Origin of the sequence: Tepidiforma flava (assembly GCF_027594505.1) — a bacterium.
Classification (GTDB): Bacteria; Chloroflexota; Dehalococcoidia; order Tepidiformales; family Tepidiformaceae; genus Tepidiforma; species Tepidiforma flava.
The window spans coordinates 1,962,583-1,978,790 of the sequence record NZ_CP115149.1; the positions used below are offsets into that span (position 1 = coordinate 1,962,583).

The window sequence follows — 16,208 nt, forward strand, 5'->3', positions numbered from 1 at the left end:
CCCCCGCGCCGCATTGTCAGCAGCGCCGCCGGGCCCCCATCCTACGCTACATCCCCCGCCACGGCGGTCCTATGATTCGGCTCGAGCTCTCGGTCCGCGGCATCCTTGCCATCGCCCTCGCGCTTGCCGGCATCTGGTTCTTCGTCCAGCTCTGGCCGCTCGTCCTCATCATCACCACCTCGTTCATCTTCATGGCGGCCCTCCTGCCCTACATCGAATGGATGGTCCGCCACGGCATCAACCGCGTCGTCGCCGTCCTGCTCATGCTCTTCGCCATTCTCGCCGTCTTCGGCGCAATGGTGGCCATCGTGGCCCCTGCCGTCGTCGATGAGTTCCGCGACCTCCAGGGCAACCTTCCCGAATACGCCGCCGACTTCGAAACCTTCGCCGCCGACCTCGGCTTCAACACCGAGCGCTGGGACCTTCCCGAGCGCGCCGCTGACATCGACTGGAACCGCATCATCAGCGGCTCCCAGGTCGTCGATTACGGCCAGCGCGTCCTCGTCGGCATCCTCACCGGCCTCACCATCGCCGTCATCACCGCCTACCTCCTCGTCGAAACCCACCGGCTCCGCGCCTTCCTCTTCCGGTTCATCCCGCCCGACCGCGAAGCCGATGCCCACCATTTCCTGCGCGCCCTCGAGCGCGTCGTCGGCGGCTACGTCCGCGGCCAGCTCATCACGTCGCTCATCATCGGCGTCTATACGATGGTCGTCCTCCTCGCCGTCGGCGTCCCGAATGCCGTCGCCTTCGGCGTCCTCGCCGCCTTCGCCGATATCATCCCCCTCGTCGGCGCCTTCATCGCGGTCGTTCCTGCCACCATCGCCGCCTACCAGGAATCGCCCACCCAGGCCGTCATCGTCCTCGTCGCCCTCCTCATCTACCAGCAGTTCGAAGACCGCCTCCTCGTCCCCCGCATCTATGGCCAGACGCTCAACCTCCCTGCCCTCGTCGTTCTCCTTGCCGTCCTCGCCGGCGCCGAGCTGATGGGCATCGTCGGCGTGCTCCTCGCCCTCCCGGCCGCCGCCGCCGGGCGCGTCGTCCTCGACTACTACCTCGAACGCCGCGCCAACGGCTTTACCGACGACCAGGTGCCCCAGGTCCTCGCACCCGACGAGCCGGACGAAGCTATCCCCTGACGTTCTCCCGGAGGAACCCCAGCTCCAGCGCATACCGCTCGAACGCCGGGAAGCGCACCTGCACCGTCCGCGCGATGCGCTCCGGCGAGCCGCCCTCCAGCCGCCACCGCACCAGCTCCACCGCGACCCACCAGAGCAGCGACGCCCGCACCAGGGCCGGCAGCAGCCCGAACTCCTGGTTCGAAACCGGGCGCACCGCGGCGTACCCCTCGAACAGCGCCCGCGCGTAGTGCGGCTCCAGCGGCCCGAACGGCATCAGCAGCGGCGCAAGGTCGCAGAGCGCCGCATCCCGCCGCGCGAACTCCCAGTCGACCAGCCCGCTCAGCTCGCCCTCCGCCCAGAGCAGGTTCTTCGCCGAGAAATCCCCGTGGACCGGCTGCTCGGGCAGCTCCGGGTAGCCCAGCCGCGCCAGCTCCCGCAGATTCCGGTAGCGCTCCCGGCGGATGGCCGCCGCCAGCTCCGGGTACTCCCGCCCGAAGGCCGCCACCAGCCGGTTGAACGTCCCGGCGCCCGCCGAGTCGGTCAGCACGTCCAGCTCCCAGGCCTTCCCGAGCCCCGGCCGCTGGATGCCCGGGTCCGCCGCCGCGAGGTCGCGGTGCAGCCGGCCGAGCAGCCGGCCGGCGATGCGCCACGCCGCCACCGTCGTCAGTTCCCGCGGCGCGCCCGGCAGCCGCTCCTCGCACGTCCAGGCCCAGCCGCCGCTGTCGATGGCCGGCACACCGTCCGCTGCCGGGATCGCCCGCGCCGTCGGCCAGCCGGCCCGCGCCGCGGCCTCGCGCAGCTCCGCCTCCCACCGCAGCCCGGCCTCCGGTCCCGGCAGCCGCCGCCGTTTGAGCACGGCGCGGCCCGCCAGCCAGGCCCGCCCCTCCGGGCTGCCCGGGCGCAGCTCCTCGCTCCCGAGGCCGAACGCCCGCAGCACCTCCGCCGGCGGCTCGCGCATCGCATCCACCTCCCCATCGTGCCGTCCCCGGGCCGCGCCGTCGACTCTCCGCGCCGCCCAAGCGAACCGGCGCCCCTCCCTGTGGTGGGAGGGGCGCCGGGAATGCGGGAGACCTGTCGGCCGGCGCTACTTCTGCAGGATGTGGATCGTGCAGGCCGAGCAGAGGCCGATGACGTGCGCGAGGCCCACCTTCGAGCCCTCCACCTGCCGCTGGCCGGCCTGGCCGCGCAGGTGGAACACGATCTCCGCGATGTTCGCCACGCCCGTCGCGCCCAGCGGGTGCCCCTTCGAGAGCAGGCCGCCGGAGGCGTTCACCACCGCCTTCGTCTTCGGCTGGTAGGTCTTGTCGCGGAACGGCGCGACGTCCTCCTCGTACTTCGTCGGGATCTTGTTCCCGAGCCACGGCGCGCCGCTCGCCACGTGCATCGCCGCCTCGCCGTCCCCGCAGAGGCCGAGGTTCTCGTAGTGCAGCAGCTCCGCCGTCGCGAAGCAGTCATGCAGCTCGACCTGGTCGAGGTCCTCCGGCCCGATGCCGGCCTGCTCGTACGCCAGCTTCGCCGCGTTCCGGGTCAGCGTGTTGATGTCCGGCAGCGTCAGGTCCCGGTCGGTGAACGGGTCGCTCGTCAGCACGCTCGCCGCCACCTTGATCGGCTGCGTCGTGAACTGCCGTGCCTTGTCCATCGAGGTCAGGATCGCCGCCGCCGCGCCGTCGCCCGTCGGGCAGCACATCAGCAGCGTGTTCGGGTAGGCGATCATCCGCGAGTTCAGCACTTCGTCCAGCGGCGATTCCTTCTGGTACTGCGCCAGCGGGTTCATCGTGCTGTGCCAGTGGTTCTTCACGCTCGCCAGCGCGAAGTGCTCCTGCTTCGTCCCGTACTTCCGGGCATGCTCCATGCCCGCCATGCCGAACACCGCCGGCATCATGTACGAACCGACGCGGCCCTCGAGGCTCGTCGCCGGGTCGCCCCGCGAGCCCAGCAGGCCCTGCTTGCCCATCTGCTCCGAGCCGACCGCCATCACCACGTCGTACGCGCCCGAAGCGACCGCGAAGTACGCCTCGCGGAAGGCCGTCGAGCCCGTCGCGCAGGCGTTCGCCACGTTCACGACCGGGATGCCCGTCTGGCCGATCTGCTGCAGAATCCGCTGCCCGGAGCCCGAGGTCTGGTACAGGTTGCCGCTGTACAGCGCCTCGATCTGCTTCATCTCCATGCCCGCATCCTTCAGCGCCTCGAGCACCGCCTGCGCCGAAAGCTGGGCGAAGTCCCGGTCCGCATAGCGGCCGAACTTGATCATCGAAATGCCAACGATTGCTACTTCGCGCACTGTCCTTACCTCCTTCGCGCGCCCGGGCCTTAGTTCTCGCCCTCGATCGGCGTGAACCGGTAGGCGATGTACGAGTTGCCTTCCCGGTCCTCCGACACCTTCTCGGTGAACATCTTCACCCGCATGCCGAACTTCATGTTCTCCGGCTTCGGCTCGATGCCCACGATGTTCGTGTTCACGCTTCCGCCGCCGTCCAGGTCGACGACCGCCGCGATGTACGGCGCCTGCACGTAGGGCGTCGCCTGGTGGATGATCGTCCACACGTGCACGGTGCCGGTGTTCGCCAGCCGGATCGTCTCGAACGGGCCGTCGCTGCTGCACACCCCGCAGAAGAGCCGCGGGCCGACGTACTTCGTCCCGCACTTCTTGCAGACGGAGCCGTTCAGGTAATCCTGATCGCGCGTCTCACCGAGCGTCAGGTGCGGCACCAGTGGGCGAACTTCGCCCTGCGTTGCTGTCGCTTCTGCCAATCCTGGACCTCCTTCTCATTCCTGCCCGGGCTGGTGTTCCGCTCACGGCGAATGCGCCCCGGGGCCAGGGCCTCGCCGCACCGTATTGTTCGTCCCCCGTAAAGGGCTGTCAACGAACCTTCACACTCGCTCGTTTCCCGCCCTTTCCGCTGCCGGCCGCCCTCCGCCCATCGCCCGAAGGACCCGCACGAGCAGCGGCATCCAGCCCTCGCCGGCGCCCACCCGGTCGATGCGCACCTGCTTCGGCCCGGTGAGCACCAGCTCCCCCAGCCCGAGCCGCGCCACCCGCTCCCCCAGCCCGAGCCGCGCCACCCGCTCCCGCAGCTCCGGCGTCGTCCCGCCCCGCACGTACAGGTGGAACATCTGCTCGTCGGTCTTGATCGCCTCGATGCCCGCCCGCTTCGCGAGGTTCCGCACCAGCGCCACGTAGAGCAGGTTCTCGACTGCCAGCGGAACCGGCCCGAACCGGTCCCGCAGCTCCTCGTGCATCTCCGCCACCGCTTCGACCGTCCCGAGATGCGCAATCCGCTGATACAGGTTCAGCCGCGCGTGGATGTCGCCGACGTAGCTCTCCGGGATGTGCGCGCTCACCGGCAGGTCCACCACTGGCGGCGGCGGCTCCGGCTCGGCCGCCCGCGGCAGCTCCTCGCCCATGCCCCGCTTCAGCGCCGCCACCGCCTCCGCCACCAGTTTGGTGTACAGCTCGAACCCGACCTCCGCGATGTGCCCGCTCTGTTCGGTCCCGAGCACGTTCCCGGCGCCGCGGATTTCGAGGTCGCGCAGCGCCAGCTGGAAGCCGGCCCCCAGCTCCGAGGCCTCGAAAATCGCTTCCAGCCGCTTCTGCGCCGCCTCGCTCAGCGCGCGGTCCTTGTCGTACAGCAGGTAGGCGTACGCGCGGTTCGCCGACCGCCCCACCCGGCCCCGGAGCTGGTACAGCTGCGCCAGCCCCAGCCGGTTCGCCTCGTTGATGATGATGGTGTTCGCGTTCGGGATGTCCAGCCCGCTCTCGATGATCGTCGTGCAGACCAGCACATCGTGCTCCCCGGCCTGGAACTCCAGCATCACCCGCTCCAGCTGCTCCTCCGGCATCTGACCGTGCCCGATCGCCACCCGCGCGCCGGGCGCGAGCTCCATCACCCGCTTCGCAATCCGCTCGATGTTCTGCACCCGGTTGTGCACGAAGAACACCTGCCCGCCCCGCTGCAGCTCGCGCTCGATCGCCTCCCGCAGAATTTCGTCGTCCCACGCCAGCACGTAGGTGCGAATCGGCTGCCGCTCCTCCGGCGGCGTCATGATCGTGCTCATGTCGCGGATGCCCACGAGCGACATCTGCAGCGTCCGCGGGATCGGCGTCGCCGAGAGCGTCAGCGTGTCCACCTCCGCCCGCATCTGCCGCAGCCGCTCCTTGTGGCTCACCCCGAACCGCTGCTCTTCGTCGATGATCACGAGCCCGAGGTCCTTGAACACCACGTCCTTCTGCAGCAGCCGGTGCGTCCCCACCACGATGTCCACCTCCCCCGCCGCGAGGTCCGCGAGAATCCGCCGCTGCTCCTCCGCCGACCGGAACCGCGAGAGCACCTCCACCCGCACCGGAAACCCGGCCGTCCGCTCCCGGAACGTCTCCCCGTGCTGCTCCGCGAGCACCGTCGTCGGCACCAGCACCGCTACCTGCTTCCCGTCCATGACAGCTTTGAACGCGGCCCGCACCTCGACCTCCGTTTTCCCGTAGCCGACATCCCCGCAGATGAGCCGGTCCATCGGCCGCGGCCGCTCCATGTCCGCCTTCACCTCGAGAATCGCCGCCAGCTGGTCCTGCGTTTCGACGTACGGGAATGACGCCTCCATCTCCATCTGCCACGGCGTGTCCTCCCGGAAGGCGTGCCCGGGCACCAGCTGCCGCTTCGCGTACAGCTCCAGCAGGTCGCGCGCCATCTGCACCACCGCCTGCTTCACCCGCCGCTTCGAGCGCGCCCAGTCCTGTGTGCCGAGCCGCGTCAGCGCCGGCGGGTGATCGCTCGGCCCCACGTACCGGCTCAGCGCCTCCAGCTGGTCGGCCGGCACGTACAGCCGGTCGCCCTCCGCGTACTGCAGCTCGAGATACTCCCGCTCGACTCCCTCCACCGACCGCCGCACCAGCCCGCCGTACCGCGCGATGCCGTGGTCCGCGTGGACCACGTAGTCGCCGACCTCGAGGCTTTCGACGAGGTCCGGCCGAACGCCGTGGTGCGGCCGCGTCGGCTTCCGCCGCTTCCGGAACCCGAAGACCTCCGCATCGGCCAGCACTACCGTCCCCGCGGCCGTGACGATGCCGCTCGACACCGCCGCCGGCACCAGCGTCACGCTCCCGCCCGGAGGCGCGCCGCCCAGTGCGCGGGTCTTCGCGCTCCGCGTGCCCTCCGCCTCGAAAACGTCCGCCAGCCGCAGGGCCTGCAGCGACGCGACCACGACCCGCCGGCCCTCCCGCCGCCACGCCTCCGCCTGCTGCGCCACGACGCGAAGCCGCCCGCCGAACCCCGGCGCGGCCTGCACCGGCAGCTCGCGCGCCCCGCGCTCGGCCGTCCCGAACCGTTCCAGCACGTAGGCGGCCCGCCCCAGCAGCGCCGCCGCTGCCGCCCCCGGCTCCTCGCGCAGGTCCGGCAGCCCGGCCGGGATCGCGCCCCGCGCTTCCATCTCCGCCCGAGCCCGCCGTTCGAACTCCAGCGCCTGCTCGAGCGCCTGCCGCCCGTCTTCGGGGTCGAAGACGACCACGACGGCCGCGCCTCCGAGGTGGTCCAGCGCCGTCGCCCGGTACAGCAGCGGCTCGAGGAACTGGTGGTAGTCGGTCCGCCCGCCCGCTGCGACTGCCTCGACCTGCTCGACGACCGCCTCCGCCTCATCGCCCTGCGCGGTGAGCCGCTCCGCCAGCGCCCGCGCTGCCGCCCGGCCGGCGCCCAGCGAGGTCGACACCGGCGGCACGAGCACGGCATCCAGCCGGCCCGCGCTCCGCTGCGTCGCAAGGTCGACCAGCCGGATGCTCTCGACCGTGTCGCCGAAAAACTCCACCCGCACCGGCCGTTCGAACCCGGCCGGGAAGATATCGATGAGCCCGCCCCGGCGCGCCGCGGTCCCCGGCGCGTCGGCCAGCGGCTCGATGGCGTAGCCCGCGCCCTCCAGCCAGGCCAGTACGTCGCCCGGCCGCGCCGCTGCGCCGGTCTCCAGCCGCAGGTCCTCCGCCTCCGGGGCCGGCGGCGCCGTGCGCTCGGTGATCGCGGCCCACGTCCCCACGACGATCGCCGGCGCTTCGCCCCCGAGCGCCCGCAGCGCCCGCGCCCGCTCCACCCCCGCCGAAGGATCGTCCCGGGTGAACTCGTACGGCAGCGCATCCCGCTGCGGCAGGCGAATCACCGGCCGGTCGCTCAGGAGCTCGAGATCATCAGCCAGCGCCTGCGCGGCCAGGGCCGTCGGCACGGCCGCGAGAAGCGGCCCGGCGTGCCCGCTCGCCAGCGCCGCCGCGACGTACGCCCGCGCGCTCTCGGGCGCCGAAAGGCGCACGCAGCCGTCCCCGCGCGCCAGCAGCGGGGCCAGCTCCTCGGCGACCGCGGCCGTGACGCCCGCGAGTTCACCAGCCAGGTCCGAACCCTCAGCGGCAGCAGCCGCCTCGCCCTCCACTTTACCGCCCGGTAGCACGCCTCCGCCATCGCCCCGGCGCGCCCCGCACGCCGCCGCGATGTCCAGGACGTATCACTGAGATTTGCTCTCAGGTATCGCGCGGGCGGCGCCGTGCTACGATCACGGCGTGGCGCATCCGCCCGTCCATCGCCGCGAGCTCCTCCTTGGCCTCGGCCTCACGCTCGCTTTCGCCGCCGCCCAGGCCGCCGTCGGCCTCGCCTTCGGCTCCATCGCCCTCGTCTCCGATGCCGGCCACATGCTCACCGACGCCGTGGGGCTCGGGCTCGCCTTCCTCGCCGCGACCATCGCCGCGCGCCCTCCCGATGCGCGCCGCACGTTCGGCTACGCCCGCGCCGAAGTCCTCGCCGTGCCCCTCCACGTCGCCCTGCTCGCCGGCATCGCCGCCTTCATCGTCTACGAGTCCCTCGGCCGCCTCGACGGCTCGCACACCATCCGCACCGGCCCGGTCCTCGTCACCGCTGCCCTCGGCCTCGGCGTCAACCTCCTCGTCCTCCGCATCCTCCACGGCCACAGCCACGACAACCTGAACATCCGCGGCGCCGTTCTCGAAGCTATGGCCGACGCCCTCGGCTCCGTCCTCGTCATCGTCTCCGCCGCTGCCATCGCCCTCGGCGCGAGCCCGGCCCTCGACCCGATCGCCGCGCTCCTCATCGCCGCGCTCATCCTCCCCCGCGCCGTCAACCTCCTCCGCCAGGCCGGCGCCATCCTCCTCGAGAGCGCCCCGCCCGGGCTCGACCCCCGCGCCATCGCGGCCGCCGCCCGCGATGTCCAGGGCGTCCTCGACCTCCACGACGTCCACGTCTGGAGCATCGCGCCCTCCTTCCCGGCCCTGAGCGCCCACGTCGAACTCGCCGATGCCGGCTGCACCGAGCATGTCCTCACCGACCTCGCCGCGCTCTTCCGCGAACGGTTTGGCATCGTCCACGTCACGCTCCAGCCCGAGACGCCGGCCCTCCACCTGGCCATTGCATGCTGCTCGAGCCCCGACGCCGCCCTGCTCGACGCCGGCCACGCCCACGAACCCGCCCGCTCATGACGCGCCTCTCCCGCCGCGCCCTGCTCGCCGGCGCGCTCAGCGCGGGCGGCGCGGCTGCCGCTGCGGCCGTCGTCGTCCGGCGCGCCCCCGGCCCATCGGACGAGCCATCCCTCCCTGCCGGCGAACCCTCGCCCTCCCCGCCGCCGACGCCCACCCCGCTCCCGCGGGGCGGCGCGGCCCGCCTCGCCGCGACCTCCAGCTTCGACTTCGATACCTTCGACGCCCTCCGCTCCGGCGAGCCGTCGACCGTCGAGCTGCTCGGCCGTGTCCATGCGCGCCTCCTCCAGTGGGACGACCCCGCCGGGGCCCGCCTCGGCCCTGACCTCGCCGCCGCCCGGGAGCAGCCCGACCCGCTCACCCTGCTGCTCCGCCTCGACGCCCGCGCCCGCTGGCAGGACGTCCCGCCCCTCGGCGGCCGCCCCGTCACGGGGGACGACGTCCGCTTCCACCTCGAGCGCGCGCTCGCCATCGCCCGCGAAGGTACCGCGCCGCTCGTGCAGCGCACCGGCCCCCTCCGCGAGGTCGCCCGGGTCGAACTCCCCGCGCCGGGCCTGATCCGGCTCGTGCTCGCCCGCCCGTCGCCGCTCCTCGAAGCCGCTCTCGCCGCCGAGTTCGCTCTCGTCCAGCCTCCGGAGGTTGCCAGCCGCTTCGACGCCGACCCCCTCGACCCCGCGCTGCTCGCCGGCTGCGGCCCCTGGCGCTTCGCCGGGTTCGACCGCGAAACAGCCCGCCTCGAAGCGTACACCGCCGGCCACCGTGTCCCGCTCCTCGACGCGCTCAGCGTCTCGCCGCCGACCGATACCCTCGCACGCTACCGCGCCGGCGACCTCGACGAATTCCCCGCCCTCGACCCGCGCGACGCCGCAGCCGCACGCAGCCTGCCCGGAATCCAGGAGTTCGCCCTCCCCTGGCGCGAGACGGTGCTCTCCACGTTCTCCGTCAGCGCTCCGCCGTGGTCCGATGCCCGCCTGCTCGAAGCGCTCTCCGGCGCGCTCAACCGCGGCTGGCTCGCGGAAGCGCTTTTCGCCGGCCGCGCCCGGCCAGCCGGGCCGCTTCCGCCCGTCTCTGGCGCGGCCCTCCCCGAATCCGACCTCGCGGCGTTCCCCGGCTACGCCGCCGACCCGGATGCCGACGCCGGGGCCGCGCGGCAGCGCTGGGAGGCCGCCGGCGGCCCCGCCCTCGGCACCGTCGCCGTCGACATCCCGGCCATCTTCGACCCCCGCTACGCCGCCAGCGCGGTCGTGATCGAACGCCTGAACGCGATCCTCGGACCGCAATTCCGCCCGGCCGTCGAGCGCTACCCGGTCATCGCCGCCCGCGTGCAGGAGGGTTTCTACGGCAACGGCCGCGCCGCCTTCTGGTTCGGCTGGGGACCGCCGCTGCCCTCGCCCGACCCGCGCGAAGCCCTCCTCGAGCTCTTCGGCCACGCGCTCGCCCCGGCCGACCGCGATGCGCTCTTCAGCTCCGCCGACGCCGCATCCCTGCGCGGCCTGCAGCGCCGCCTCCTCGCCGGCTTCGCCGGCGGCGTGGTCCCGTGGGTCCAGCAGCTGACCGAGGTCTTCCGCCGGCCGGGGCTCGAAGGACCCGCGCCATCGCCCTTCTGGGATGGCCACCGCGACATCCGGCGGTATCGCTCCTCCTGAGCGCCGGCCTGCGGTTTTTCGTCACCACCGCTTCCGGGATACTGGGGCACGGATGGACCTCCTTTCCCTCGTGCTCTTCATCGCCGGCATCGCCCTGCTCATCGTCGGCGCCGAAGGCCTCGTGCGCGGCGCGGGCCACCTCGCCATCGCCATGGGCGTCTCCCCGCTCGTCGTCGGCCTCACGGTCGTCGCCTTCGGCACCAGCTCCCCCGAGCTCGCCGTCAGCGTCTCCTCCTCGTTCGGCGGCAAGCCCGACCTCGCCATCGGCAACGTCGTCGGCAGCAACATCTTCAACATCCTCGTCATCCTCGGCGCGTCCGCCGTCGCCGCTCCCCTCATCGTCCACCAGCAGCTCGTCCGCTTCGAAGTCCCGCTCATGATCGCCGTCTCCGTCCTCGTCCTCCTCTTCGCGCTCGACGGCGACATCCAGCGGTACGAAGGCGTCATCCTCTTCCTCGGCGTCATCGCCTACACCACCTGGGCCATCCGCAAGAGCCGCAGCGAATCCCGCGAAGTCCAGTCTGAGTACGACGAATACGAGGCGGCCATCACCGCCCGCCCCGTGACGCCGCGCACCGTCGCGCTCGACCTCGTGCTGGTCGTCGCCGGCCTCGGCATGCTCGTCCTCGGCTCCGAGTGGTTCACCAGCGGCGCCGTCGAAATCGCCGAGTTCCTCGGCGTCTCTCAGCTCGTCATCGGCCTCACCATCGTCGCGGCCGGCACCTCGATGCCCGAACTCGCCACCTCCGTCGTCGCCGCCATCCGCGGCGAACGCGACATCGCCGTCGGCAATGCCGTCGGGAGCAACCTGTTCAACCTCATGGCTGTCCTCGGCGCAACGGCGGCCGTCTCGCGCGGCGGCATCCCCGTCGCCGAGTCTGCCGTCGCCTTCGACCTGCCGGTGATGCTCGCCGTCGCCGTCGCGGCCCTCCCCATCTTCTTCACCGGCTACGTCATCACCCGCGCCAACGGCCTGCTCTTCCTCGGCCTCTATGGCGCCTACGCCCTCTACCTCTTCCTCGATGCCTCCGGGCACGACGCGCTCGATGCCTACAGCATGGTCATGCTCGGCCTCATCCTCCCCGCCATCGCCGTCATCACCCTCGCCCTCGCCCTCCGCTTCTACCTCCGCCAGCGCCGGGCGGCGCACGACGAAAAGGCCGGGGCGTGAGCCCCGGCGCACAGTCGCGGGCGGCAGAGCGCTCCGAACCTAGACTTCGACGACCTCCAGCCCCCACACCGGCCGGAACCGCCACGTCCGGATGCCGGCCACCGAAATCTTGTGCTTCTTGAGCAGCTTCTTCGTCTCCGGCACCGTCCCCACCGGCACGTACAGGTAGAGCGGCCCGATTTTCGACATCGGCAGCCAGTCGTTCACGGCCGACTCGTCGTTCAGCGTGTCCGGCATCTCCACCTCGGCCATCATCCGGAGGAACAGGCCCGGCTTGTGCACCACCACGATGTCCGGCACCAGCTCCCGGCCATTCGCTTCGCCGACCGCGAGCCGCGGCTTCGGGACGTTCACGATCGTCTCGTAATCCGGGAATTCGTCGTTCGGGTACGGGAACTTCACCTTCGCGATTTCGGCCACCGTCCCCTGGTGGCGAAGCTGGCTGAGCTGCTTCACGGTCACGCGAACACGTCCTCCGCAGTGGCGCTGCGAACGATTCTACGGGCGCTCCGGGGCTCGGTCGAACCTCCGGCGCGCCTCACGGCCCCGCGGCCGCGACCTCCGGCCGCACCAAAGGACGGAACTGCTCGAAGTTCGCCGCGAACCGCTCCGCCAGCCCCCGGTAGACCCGGTCGTACTCCTCCGGGTCCGCCCACATCGCCCGCGGGTCCAGCAGCTTCGAATCCACCCCCGGGCACCGGGTCGGCACTTCGAACCCGAACACCGGGTCCTTCCGGAACTCCACCCCGTTCAGCGCGTCGTTCAGCACCGCCCGCACCATTTTCCGCGTCTCCTGGATCGCGATGCGCTTCCCGATGCCGTACTTCCCGCCCGTCCAGCCGGTATTGATGAGCCACGTCTGCGCCCCCGTCATCCGCAGCCGCTGCTCCAGCAGGTCCGCGTAGACCGTCGGGTTCAGCGCCATGAACGGCGCGCCGTAGCACGGGCTGAACGTCACCTCCGGGTCCGTCAGCCCTACTTCCGTCCCCGCCAGCTTGCAGGTGTACCCGCTCAGGAAGTGGTAGAGCGCCTGCTCCGGCGTCAGCCGCGCCACCGGCGGCATCACCCCGAACGCGTCCGCCGTCAGCAGGATGACATGCGACGGGTGCGGCGCCACCGGCTCGAGGTACACATGCTTCAGCGATTCCAGCGGGTAGCTGCCGCGCGTGTTCTCCGTGATGCTGTCGTCGTTCAGGTCCACCTCGCGCGTGTCTTCGTCGAAGATCACGTTTTCGAGGATCGTCCCGAACTCGTGCGTCTGCTCGAAGATGTCCGGCTCCGCCTCCTTCGAGAGACGGATCGTCTTCGCATAGCAGCCGCCCTCGATGTTGAAGATGCCCCGCTCGGTCCACGCATGCTCATCGTCCCCGACCAGCAGCCGCTCCGGGTCCGTGCTCAGCGTCGTCTTCCCCGTGCCCGAAAGCCCGAAGAACAGCGCCGACTTCCCCGTCCGCGGGTCGACGTTCGCCGCCGAGTGCAGCGAGAGCGTCCCTTCCAGCGGCAGGTAGTAGTTCATCGCCGTGAAGACGGCTTTCTTCATCTCCCCGGCGTATGCCGTCCCGGCGATGAGGATGATGCCCTCCGTCAGGTTCAGCGCCACCACCGCGTCGCTCCGCACCCCGTCCGCCGCCCCGTCGAGGTGCAGGAACGGACAGTGGATGATCGTGAGGTCCGCCTTCTCCTCGAACGGCCGCTTCTCCGAAGGGATGAACATGGTCCGCGCAAACAGCGAGTGGTACGCCTGCTCCGTGATGACGCGCACCGTCTTCCGGTGCGCCGGGTCCTGCGACACCACCGTGTCCTGCACGAAGATCTCCCGGCCGGCGAGGTACTGCATCGCCTTGCTCAGCAGCCGCTCGAACGTCTCCACCGGGAGCGGCTGGTTGTGCTTGCCCCACCAGACGTGCTCCGAAATCTCCGGCGTCTTCACCACGAACTTGTCCTGCGGGCTCCGCCCCGTCCGCTCGCCGCTGAATACCGCGAACGTCCCGCCTTGCAGGAGCTTCCCTTCCCGCCGCCGGACGGCGTACTCGTACAGGACCGGGACGCTCAGGTTGTGGTGAACCTCGGCAGCGCGCGCGATGATCGCGCTGCCCGCATTGCTGGGTGCCGGGGAAATCGCCATGGCTGCTGCTTCCACACTCGACTGGGAGAGTTGACCGCTCCAGCCTAGCGGAAGCCTTCCGAAAAGTGAATAGCTGAACCTCGAGCTATAGCACCTGCCGATGCTTCGGCCCGCCCCGCCGTATCGCTCCGCGCCTTACGCTGCCCGCACCCCGGCCGGCTCGCCCGTCACCAGCTCCATCAGCGCGTCCACCTGCTTCATCAGCCCCGCGAAGTCCGGCGAGGGGATCCGCTGCGTCCCCGGCGCCGGCGGCAGCACGTACCCCGGCAGCAGCCCGTTCCCCACCACGTACCGGTCCGCCATCGCCACGCACCCCGCCAGCGTGTGCGGCGAATCCAGCGGCTCATGGTGCCGGCCGATCGCCTCGCAGATCGGTTCCGGCAGCTTCCACTTCCGCGCCAGCAGCTCGCCCGCCGCGGCATGGTCGAACCCCAGCTCCGCCTCGACCTCCTCCAGCGTCCGCTCCTCCGCCATCGCCCGCGCGACCGCCTGGTCCACCAGCGCCGGGTCCCGGTAGAACAGCGCCAGCCGCCCCATGTTGTGCACGATGCCCGCCGTGAACGCGCTCGGCACGTCCACCCGCCGCCCCTGCCCCGCGTACTCCGCCGCCTTGAACGCCACCGCGATCGCATGCCGCCAGAACACTTCGATGCGGAACAGCGCGTGCAGGGCATCTGGCGCATACGCCCCCGCGATCGCACCGCTCACCGCAAGGTTCCGCGCCTGCACGAACCCCAGCGTCACCAGCGCCTGCTGCACCGACGTAATCTCCCGCATGCGCCGGTACGCCGCCGAATTCACGACCCGCAAAATCCGGCTGCTCAGCCCCGGGTCCGCCGAGACCACCAGCGCAAGGTCCGAGGCCGACGCCTTCGGGTCCTGCGCGACCTGCATCACCCGCAGCGCCACGGCCGGCAGCGGCGGCAGCGCCTCGATCGCGGCAACGATGTCGATCCCGGCCGGCTGGCTGTCACCCATGGCGCACCCCTCCTCCGCGAAGGCGTTCTCGCCACAGTGTCGCCGCGCCTGTGTCCCCGGGTCATCCGGGAGTTCCCCGCTTTCCCCGGCGCAGCTACCCCAACCGGGTCCTACAGCGGGATGTTCCCGTGCTTCTTTGGCGGGTTCCGGTCGGCCTTGTTCTGCAGCATCTCCAGCGCCCGGATGATCTTCGGCCGCGTCTGCCGCGGGTCGATGACGTCATCGATGAAGCCCCGGCCCGCCGGGATGTACGGGTTCGCAAACTTCTGCCGGTACTCCTCGATGAGCTCCTTCCGCCGCGCCTCCGGGTCCGGGGCGTTCGCAATCTCATCCCGGTAGACCACGTTCGCCGCGCCGTCCGGCCCCATCACGGCGATCTCGCCCGTCGGCCACGCGAAGTTCATGTCGCCGCGGAGATGCTTCGACGACATCACGAGGTAGGCCCCGCCGTATGCCTTCCGCAGCACCACCGCCACCTTCGGCACCGTGGCTTCGCTGTAGGCATAGAGCAGCTTTGCCCCGTGCGTGATGATGCCGTTGTACTCCTGCGATGTCCCCGGGAGGTAGCCCGGCACGTCCACCAGCGTCACGATCGGGATGTTGAAGCAGTCGCAGAAGCGCACGAACCGCGCCGCCTTCCGGCTTGCGTTGATGTCCAGCGACCCGGCGAGGTGCATCGGCTGGTTCGCCACGAACCCCACGCTCCGGCCGCCCATCCGCCCGAAGCCCACGACGATGTTCGGCGCGAACGCTTCCTGCACCTCCATGAAGTCCCCGTCGTCCACGATCCGGCCGATGACATCCCGCACGTCGTACGGCCGGTTCGGCTCCGCCGGCACGATCGTCAGCAGGTCCTCCTCCGTCCGGTTCACGTCATCGTTCGTCGGCACGAAGGGCGGGTCTTCCGCGTTGTTCGACGGCAGGAAGGAGAGCAGGCGGCGCACCTCCGCCAGGGTCGCCTCTTCGCCCGCGATCGCGAAGTGCGCCACGCCCGAGCGCGAGGCGTGCACGTCCGCTCCGCCCAGCGTCTCCTGCGTCACTTCCTCGCCCGTCACCGACTTCACCACGTCCGGCCCGGTGATGAACATGTAGCTCGACCCCTCGGCCATGAACACGAAGTCCGTGATGGCCGGGCTGTAGACGGCGCCGCCCGCGCACGGCCCCATGATGACGCTGATCTGGGGCACCACGCCGCTCGCCAGCGTGTTCATCGCAAAGATCTCGCCGAAGCCCCGCAGGCTCTCCGGCCCGTCCTGGATGCGCGCCCCGCCCGAGTCCTGGATCCCGATGATCGGCGCTCCCGTCATCATCGCCAGGTCCATCACCTTCAGGATCTTTTCCGCCACCGCCTCGCTCAGCGACCCGCCCGCGACCGTGAAATCGTACGAAAACACGTAGACCGGGCGGCCGTCGACCTTCCCCCAGCCCGTCACGACCGCCTCCACATTCCCGCCCGCAAGCGACCCCCGCGGCCGCATGAGCATGTCCAGCTCTTCGAACGTCCCCGGGTCCAGCAGCAGGTCGATGCGCTCCCGCGCCGTCAGCTTCCCGCGCGCATGCTGCGCCTCGATCCGCTTCTCGCCGCCGCCCAGCGCGGCAGCCTCCTTCAGGGCGATCAACTGCTGGAGCTTCTGCTCAGCGGTCAACTGGTCGGTCATCCTGGCCTCGGTCCGTAGGGGAATTCAGCCCGCTCCGCCCGTCCCGGCCGGGCGCG

12 protein-coding genes are annotated in these 16,208 nt (G+C 71.1%); 4 read left to right on the forward strand and 8 right to left on the reverse strand.

The features are described from left to right. The first annotated feature begins 71 nt into the window (after positions 1 to 71). Positions 72 to 1,139: an AI-2E family transporter gene (locus tag O0235_RS11020; protein ID WP_270055836.1), complete on the forward strand. Its 1,068-nt coding sequence runs from the start codon at positions 72 to 74 to the stop codon at positions 1,137 to 1,139. Here the strand turns inward: O0235_RS11020 and O0235_RS11025 are convergent. The 4 genes from O0235_RS11025 to mfd form a co-directional block, all read right to left on the reverse strand. Next, positions 1,129 to 2,079 carry a phosphotransferase enzyme family protein gene (locus tag O0235_RS11025; RefSeq protein WP_270055837.1) on the reverse strand — a complete coding sequence of 317 codons (951 nt, stop codon included), beginning with the start codon at positions 2,077 to 2,079 and terminating at the stop codon, positions 1,129 to 1,131. The two genes, O0235_RS11020 and O0235_RS11025, sit on opposite strands and share 11 nt — an antisense overlap. Positions 2,080 to 2,205: 126 nt before the next feature. Further along, positions 2,206 to 3,402, reverse strand: a complete 1,197-nt coding sequence (locus O0235_RS11030) for a thiolase family protein (protein WP_270055838.1) — start codon at positions 3,400 to 3,402, stop codon at positions 2,206 to 2,208. Between the two features lie 29 nt (positions 3,403 to 3,431). Further along, on the reverse strand, positions 3,432 to 3,872 hold the full coding sequence (locus tag O0235_RS11035; RefSeq protein ID WP_270055839.1) for a Zn-ribbon domain-containing OB-fold protein: 441 nt from the start codon (positions 3,870 to 3,872) through the stop codon (positions 3,432 to 3,434). A 120-nt stretch (positions 3,873 to 3,992) separates the two neighbouring features. Further along, positions 3,993 to 7,538 (reverse strand): transcription-repair coupling factor, encoded by a 3,546-nt coding sequence (gene mfd, locus O0235_RS11040; RefSeq protein ID WP_270055840.1) that lies wholly within the window; start codon positions 7,536 to 7,538, stop codon positions 3,993 to 3,995. A 109-nt stretch (positions 7,539 to 7,647) separates the two neighbouring features. Here mfd and O0235_RS11045 point away from each other — a divergent pair, with 109 nt between their 5' ends. Genes O0235_RS11045 through O0235_RS11055 form a run of 3 tightly spaced genes read left to right on the forward strand, consistent with a single transcriptional unit; the run spans position 7,648 to position 11,391 of the window. Further along, complete coding sequence (locus O0235_RS11045; RefSeq protein ID WP_270055841.1) at positions 7,648 to 8,577, forward strand: cation diffusion facilitator family transporter; 930 nt, start codon at positions 7,648 to 7,650, stop codon at positions 8,575 to 8,577. Then, positions 8,574 to 10,220: an ABC transporter substrate-binding protein gene (locus O0235_RS11050; protein ID WP_270055842.1), complete on the forward strand. Its 1,647-nt coding sequence runs from the start codon at positions 8,574 to 8,576 to the stop codon at positions 10,218 to 10,220. The genes O0235_RS11045 and O0235_RS11050 overlap by 4 nt, the downstream gene beginning before the upstream one ends. Positions 10,221 to 10,272: 52 nt before the next feature. Beyond that, positions 10,273 to 11,391, forward strand: a complete 1,119-nt coding sequence (locus O0235_RS11055; RefSeq protein WP_270055843.1) for a calcium/sodium antiporter — start codon at positions 10,273 to 10,275, stop codon at positions 11,389 to 11,391. A gap of 39 nt (positions 11,392 to 11,430) precedes the next feature. Here the strand turns inward: O0235_RS11055 and O0235_RS11060 are convergent, their stop codons facing one another. The 4 genes from O0235_RS11060 to O0235_RS11075 form a co-directional block, all read right to left on the reverse strand. Then, entirely contained in the window at positions 11,431 to 11,853 is a 423-nt protein-coding gene (locus O0235_RS11060; RefSeq protein ID WP_270055844.1) for a hypothetical protein, read from the reverse strand. Between the two features lie 76 nt (positions 11,854 to 11,929). Beyond that, a complete protein-coding gene (gene pckA, locus O0235_RS11065) occupies positions 11,930 to 13,516 on the reverse strand; it encodes a phosphoenolpyruvate carboxykinase (ATP) (RefSeq protein WP_270055845.1) in 1,587 nt (528 codons plus the stop codon). Positions 13,517 to 13,651: 135 nt separating this feature from the next. Beyond that, positions 13,652 to 14,494, reverse strand: a complete 843-nt coding sequence (locus O0235_RS11070) for an HDOD domain-containing protein (RefSeq protein WP_270055846.1) — start codon at positions 14,492 to 14,494, stop codon at positions 13,652 to 13,654. Positions 14,495 to 14,604: 110 nt separating this feature from the next. Beyond that, positions 14,605 to 16,152 carry an acyl-CoA carboxylase subunit beta gene (locus O0235_RS11075; protein WP_270055847.1) on the reverse strand — a complete coding sequence of 516 codons (1,548 nt, stop codon included), beginning with the start codon at positions 16,150 to 16,152 and terminating at the stop codon, positions 14,605 to 14,607. Positions 16,153 to 16,208 lie beyond the last annotated feature (56 nt).

Coding starts and splice junctions, on each gene's coding strand:
- O0235_RS11020 (WP_270055836.1), top strand. CDS start 72: ATGATTCGGCTCGAGCTCTCGGTCCGCGGCATCCTTGCCATCGCCCTC.
- O0235_RS11025 (WP_270055837.1), bottom strand. CDS start 2,079: ATGCGCGAGCCGCCGGCGGAGGTGCTGCGGGCGTTCGGCCTCGGGAGC.
- O0235_RS11050 (WP_270055842.1), top strand. CDS start 8,574: ATGACGCGCCTCTCCCGCCGCGCCCTGCTCGCCGGCGCGCTCAGCGCG.
- O0235_RS11055 (WP_270055843.1), top strand. CDS start 10,273: ATGGACCTCCTTTCCCTCGTGCTCTTCATCGCCGGCATCGCCCTGCTC.
- pckA (WP_270055845.1), bottom strand. CDS start 13,516: ATGGCGATTTCCCCGGCACCCAGCAATGCGGGCAGCGCGATCATCGCG.
- O0235_RS11070 (WP_270055846.1), bottom strand. CDS start 14,494: ATGGGTGACAGCCAGCCGGCCGGGATCGACATCGTTGCCGCGATCGAG.
- O0235_RS11075 (WP_270055847.1), bottom strand. CDS start 16,152: ATGACCGACCAGTTGACCGCTGAGCAGAAGCTCCAGCAGTTGATCGCC.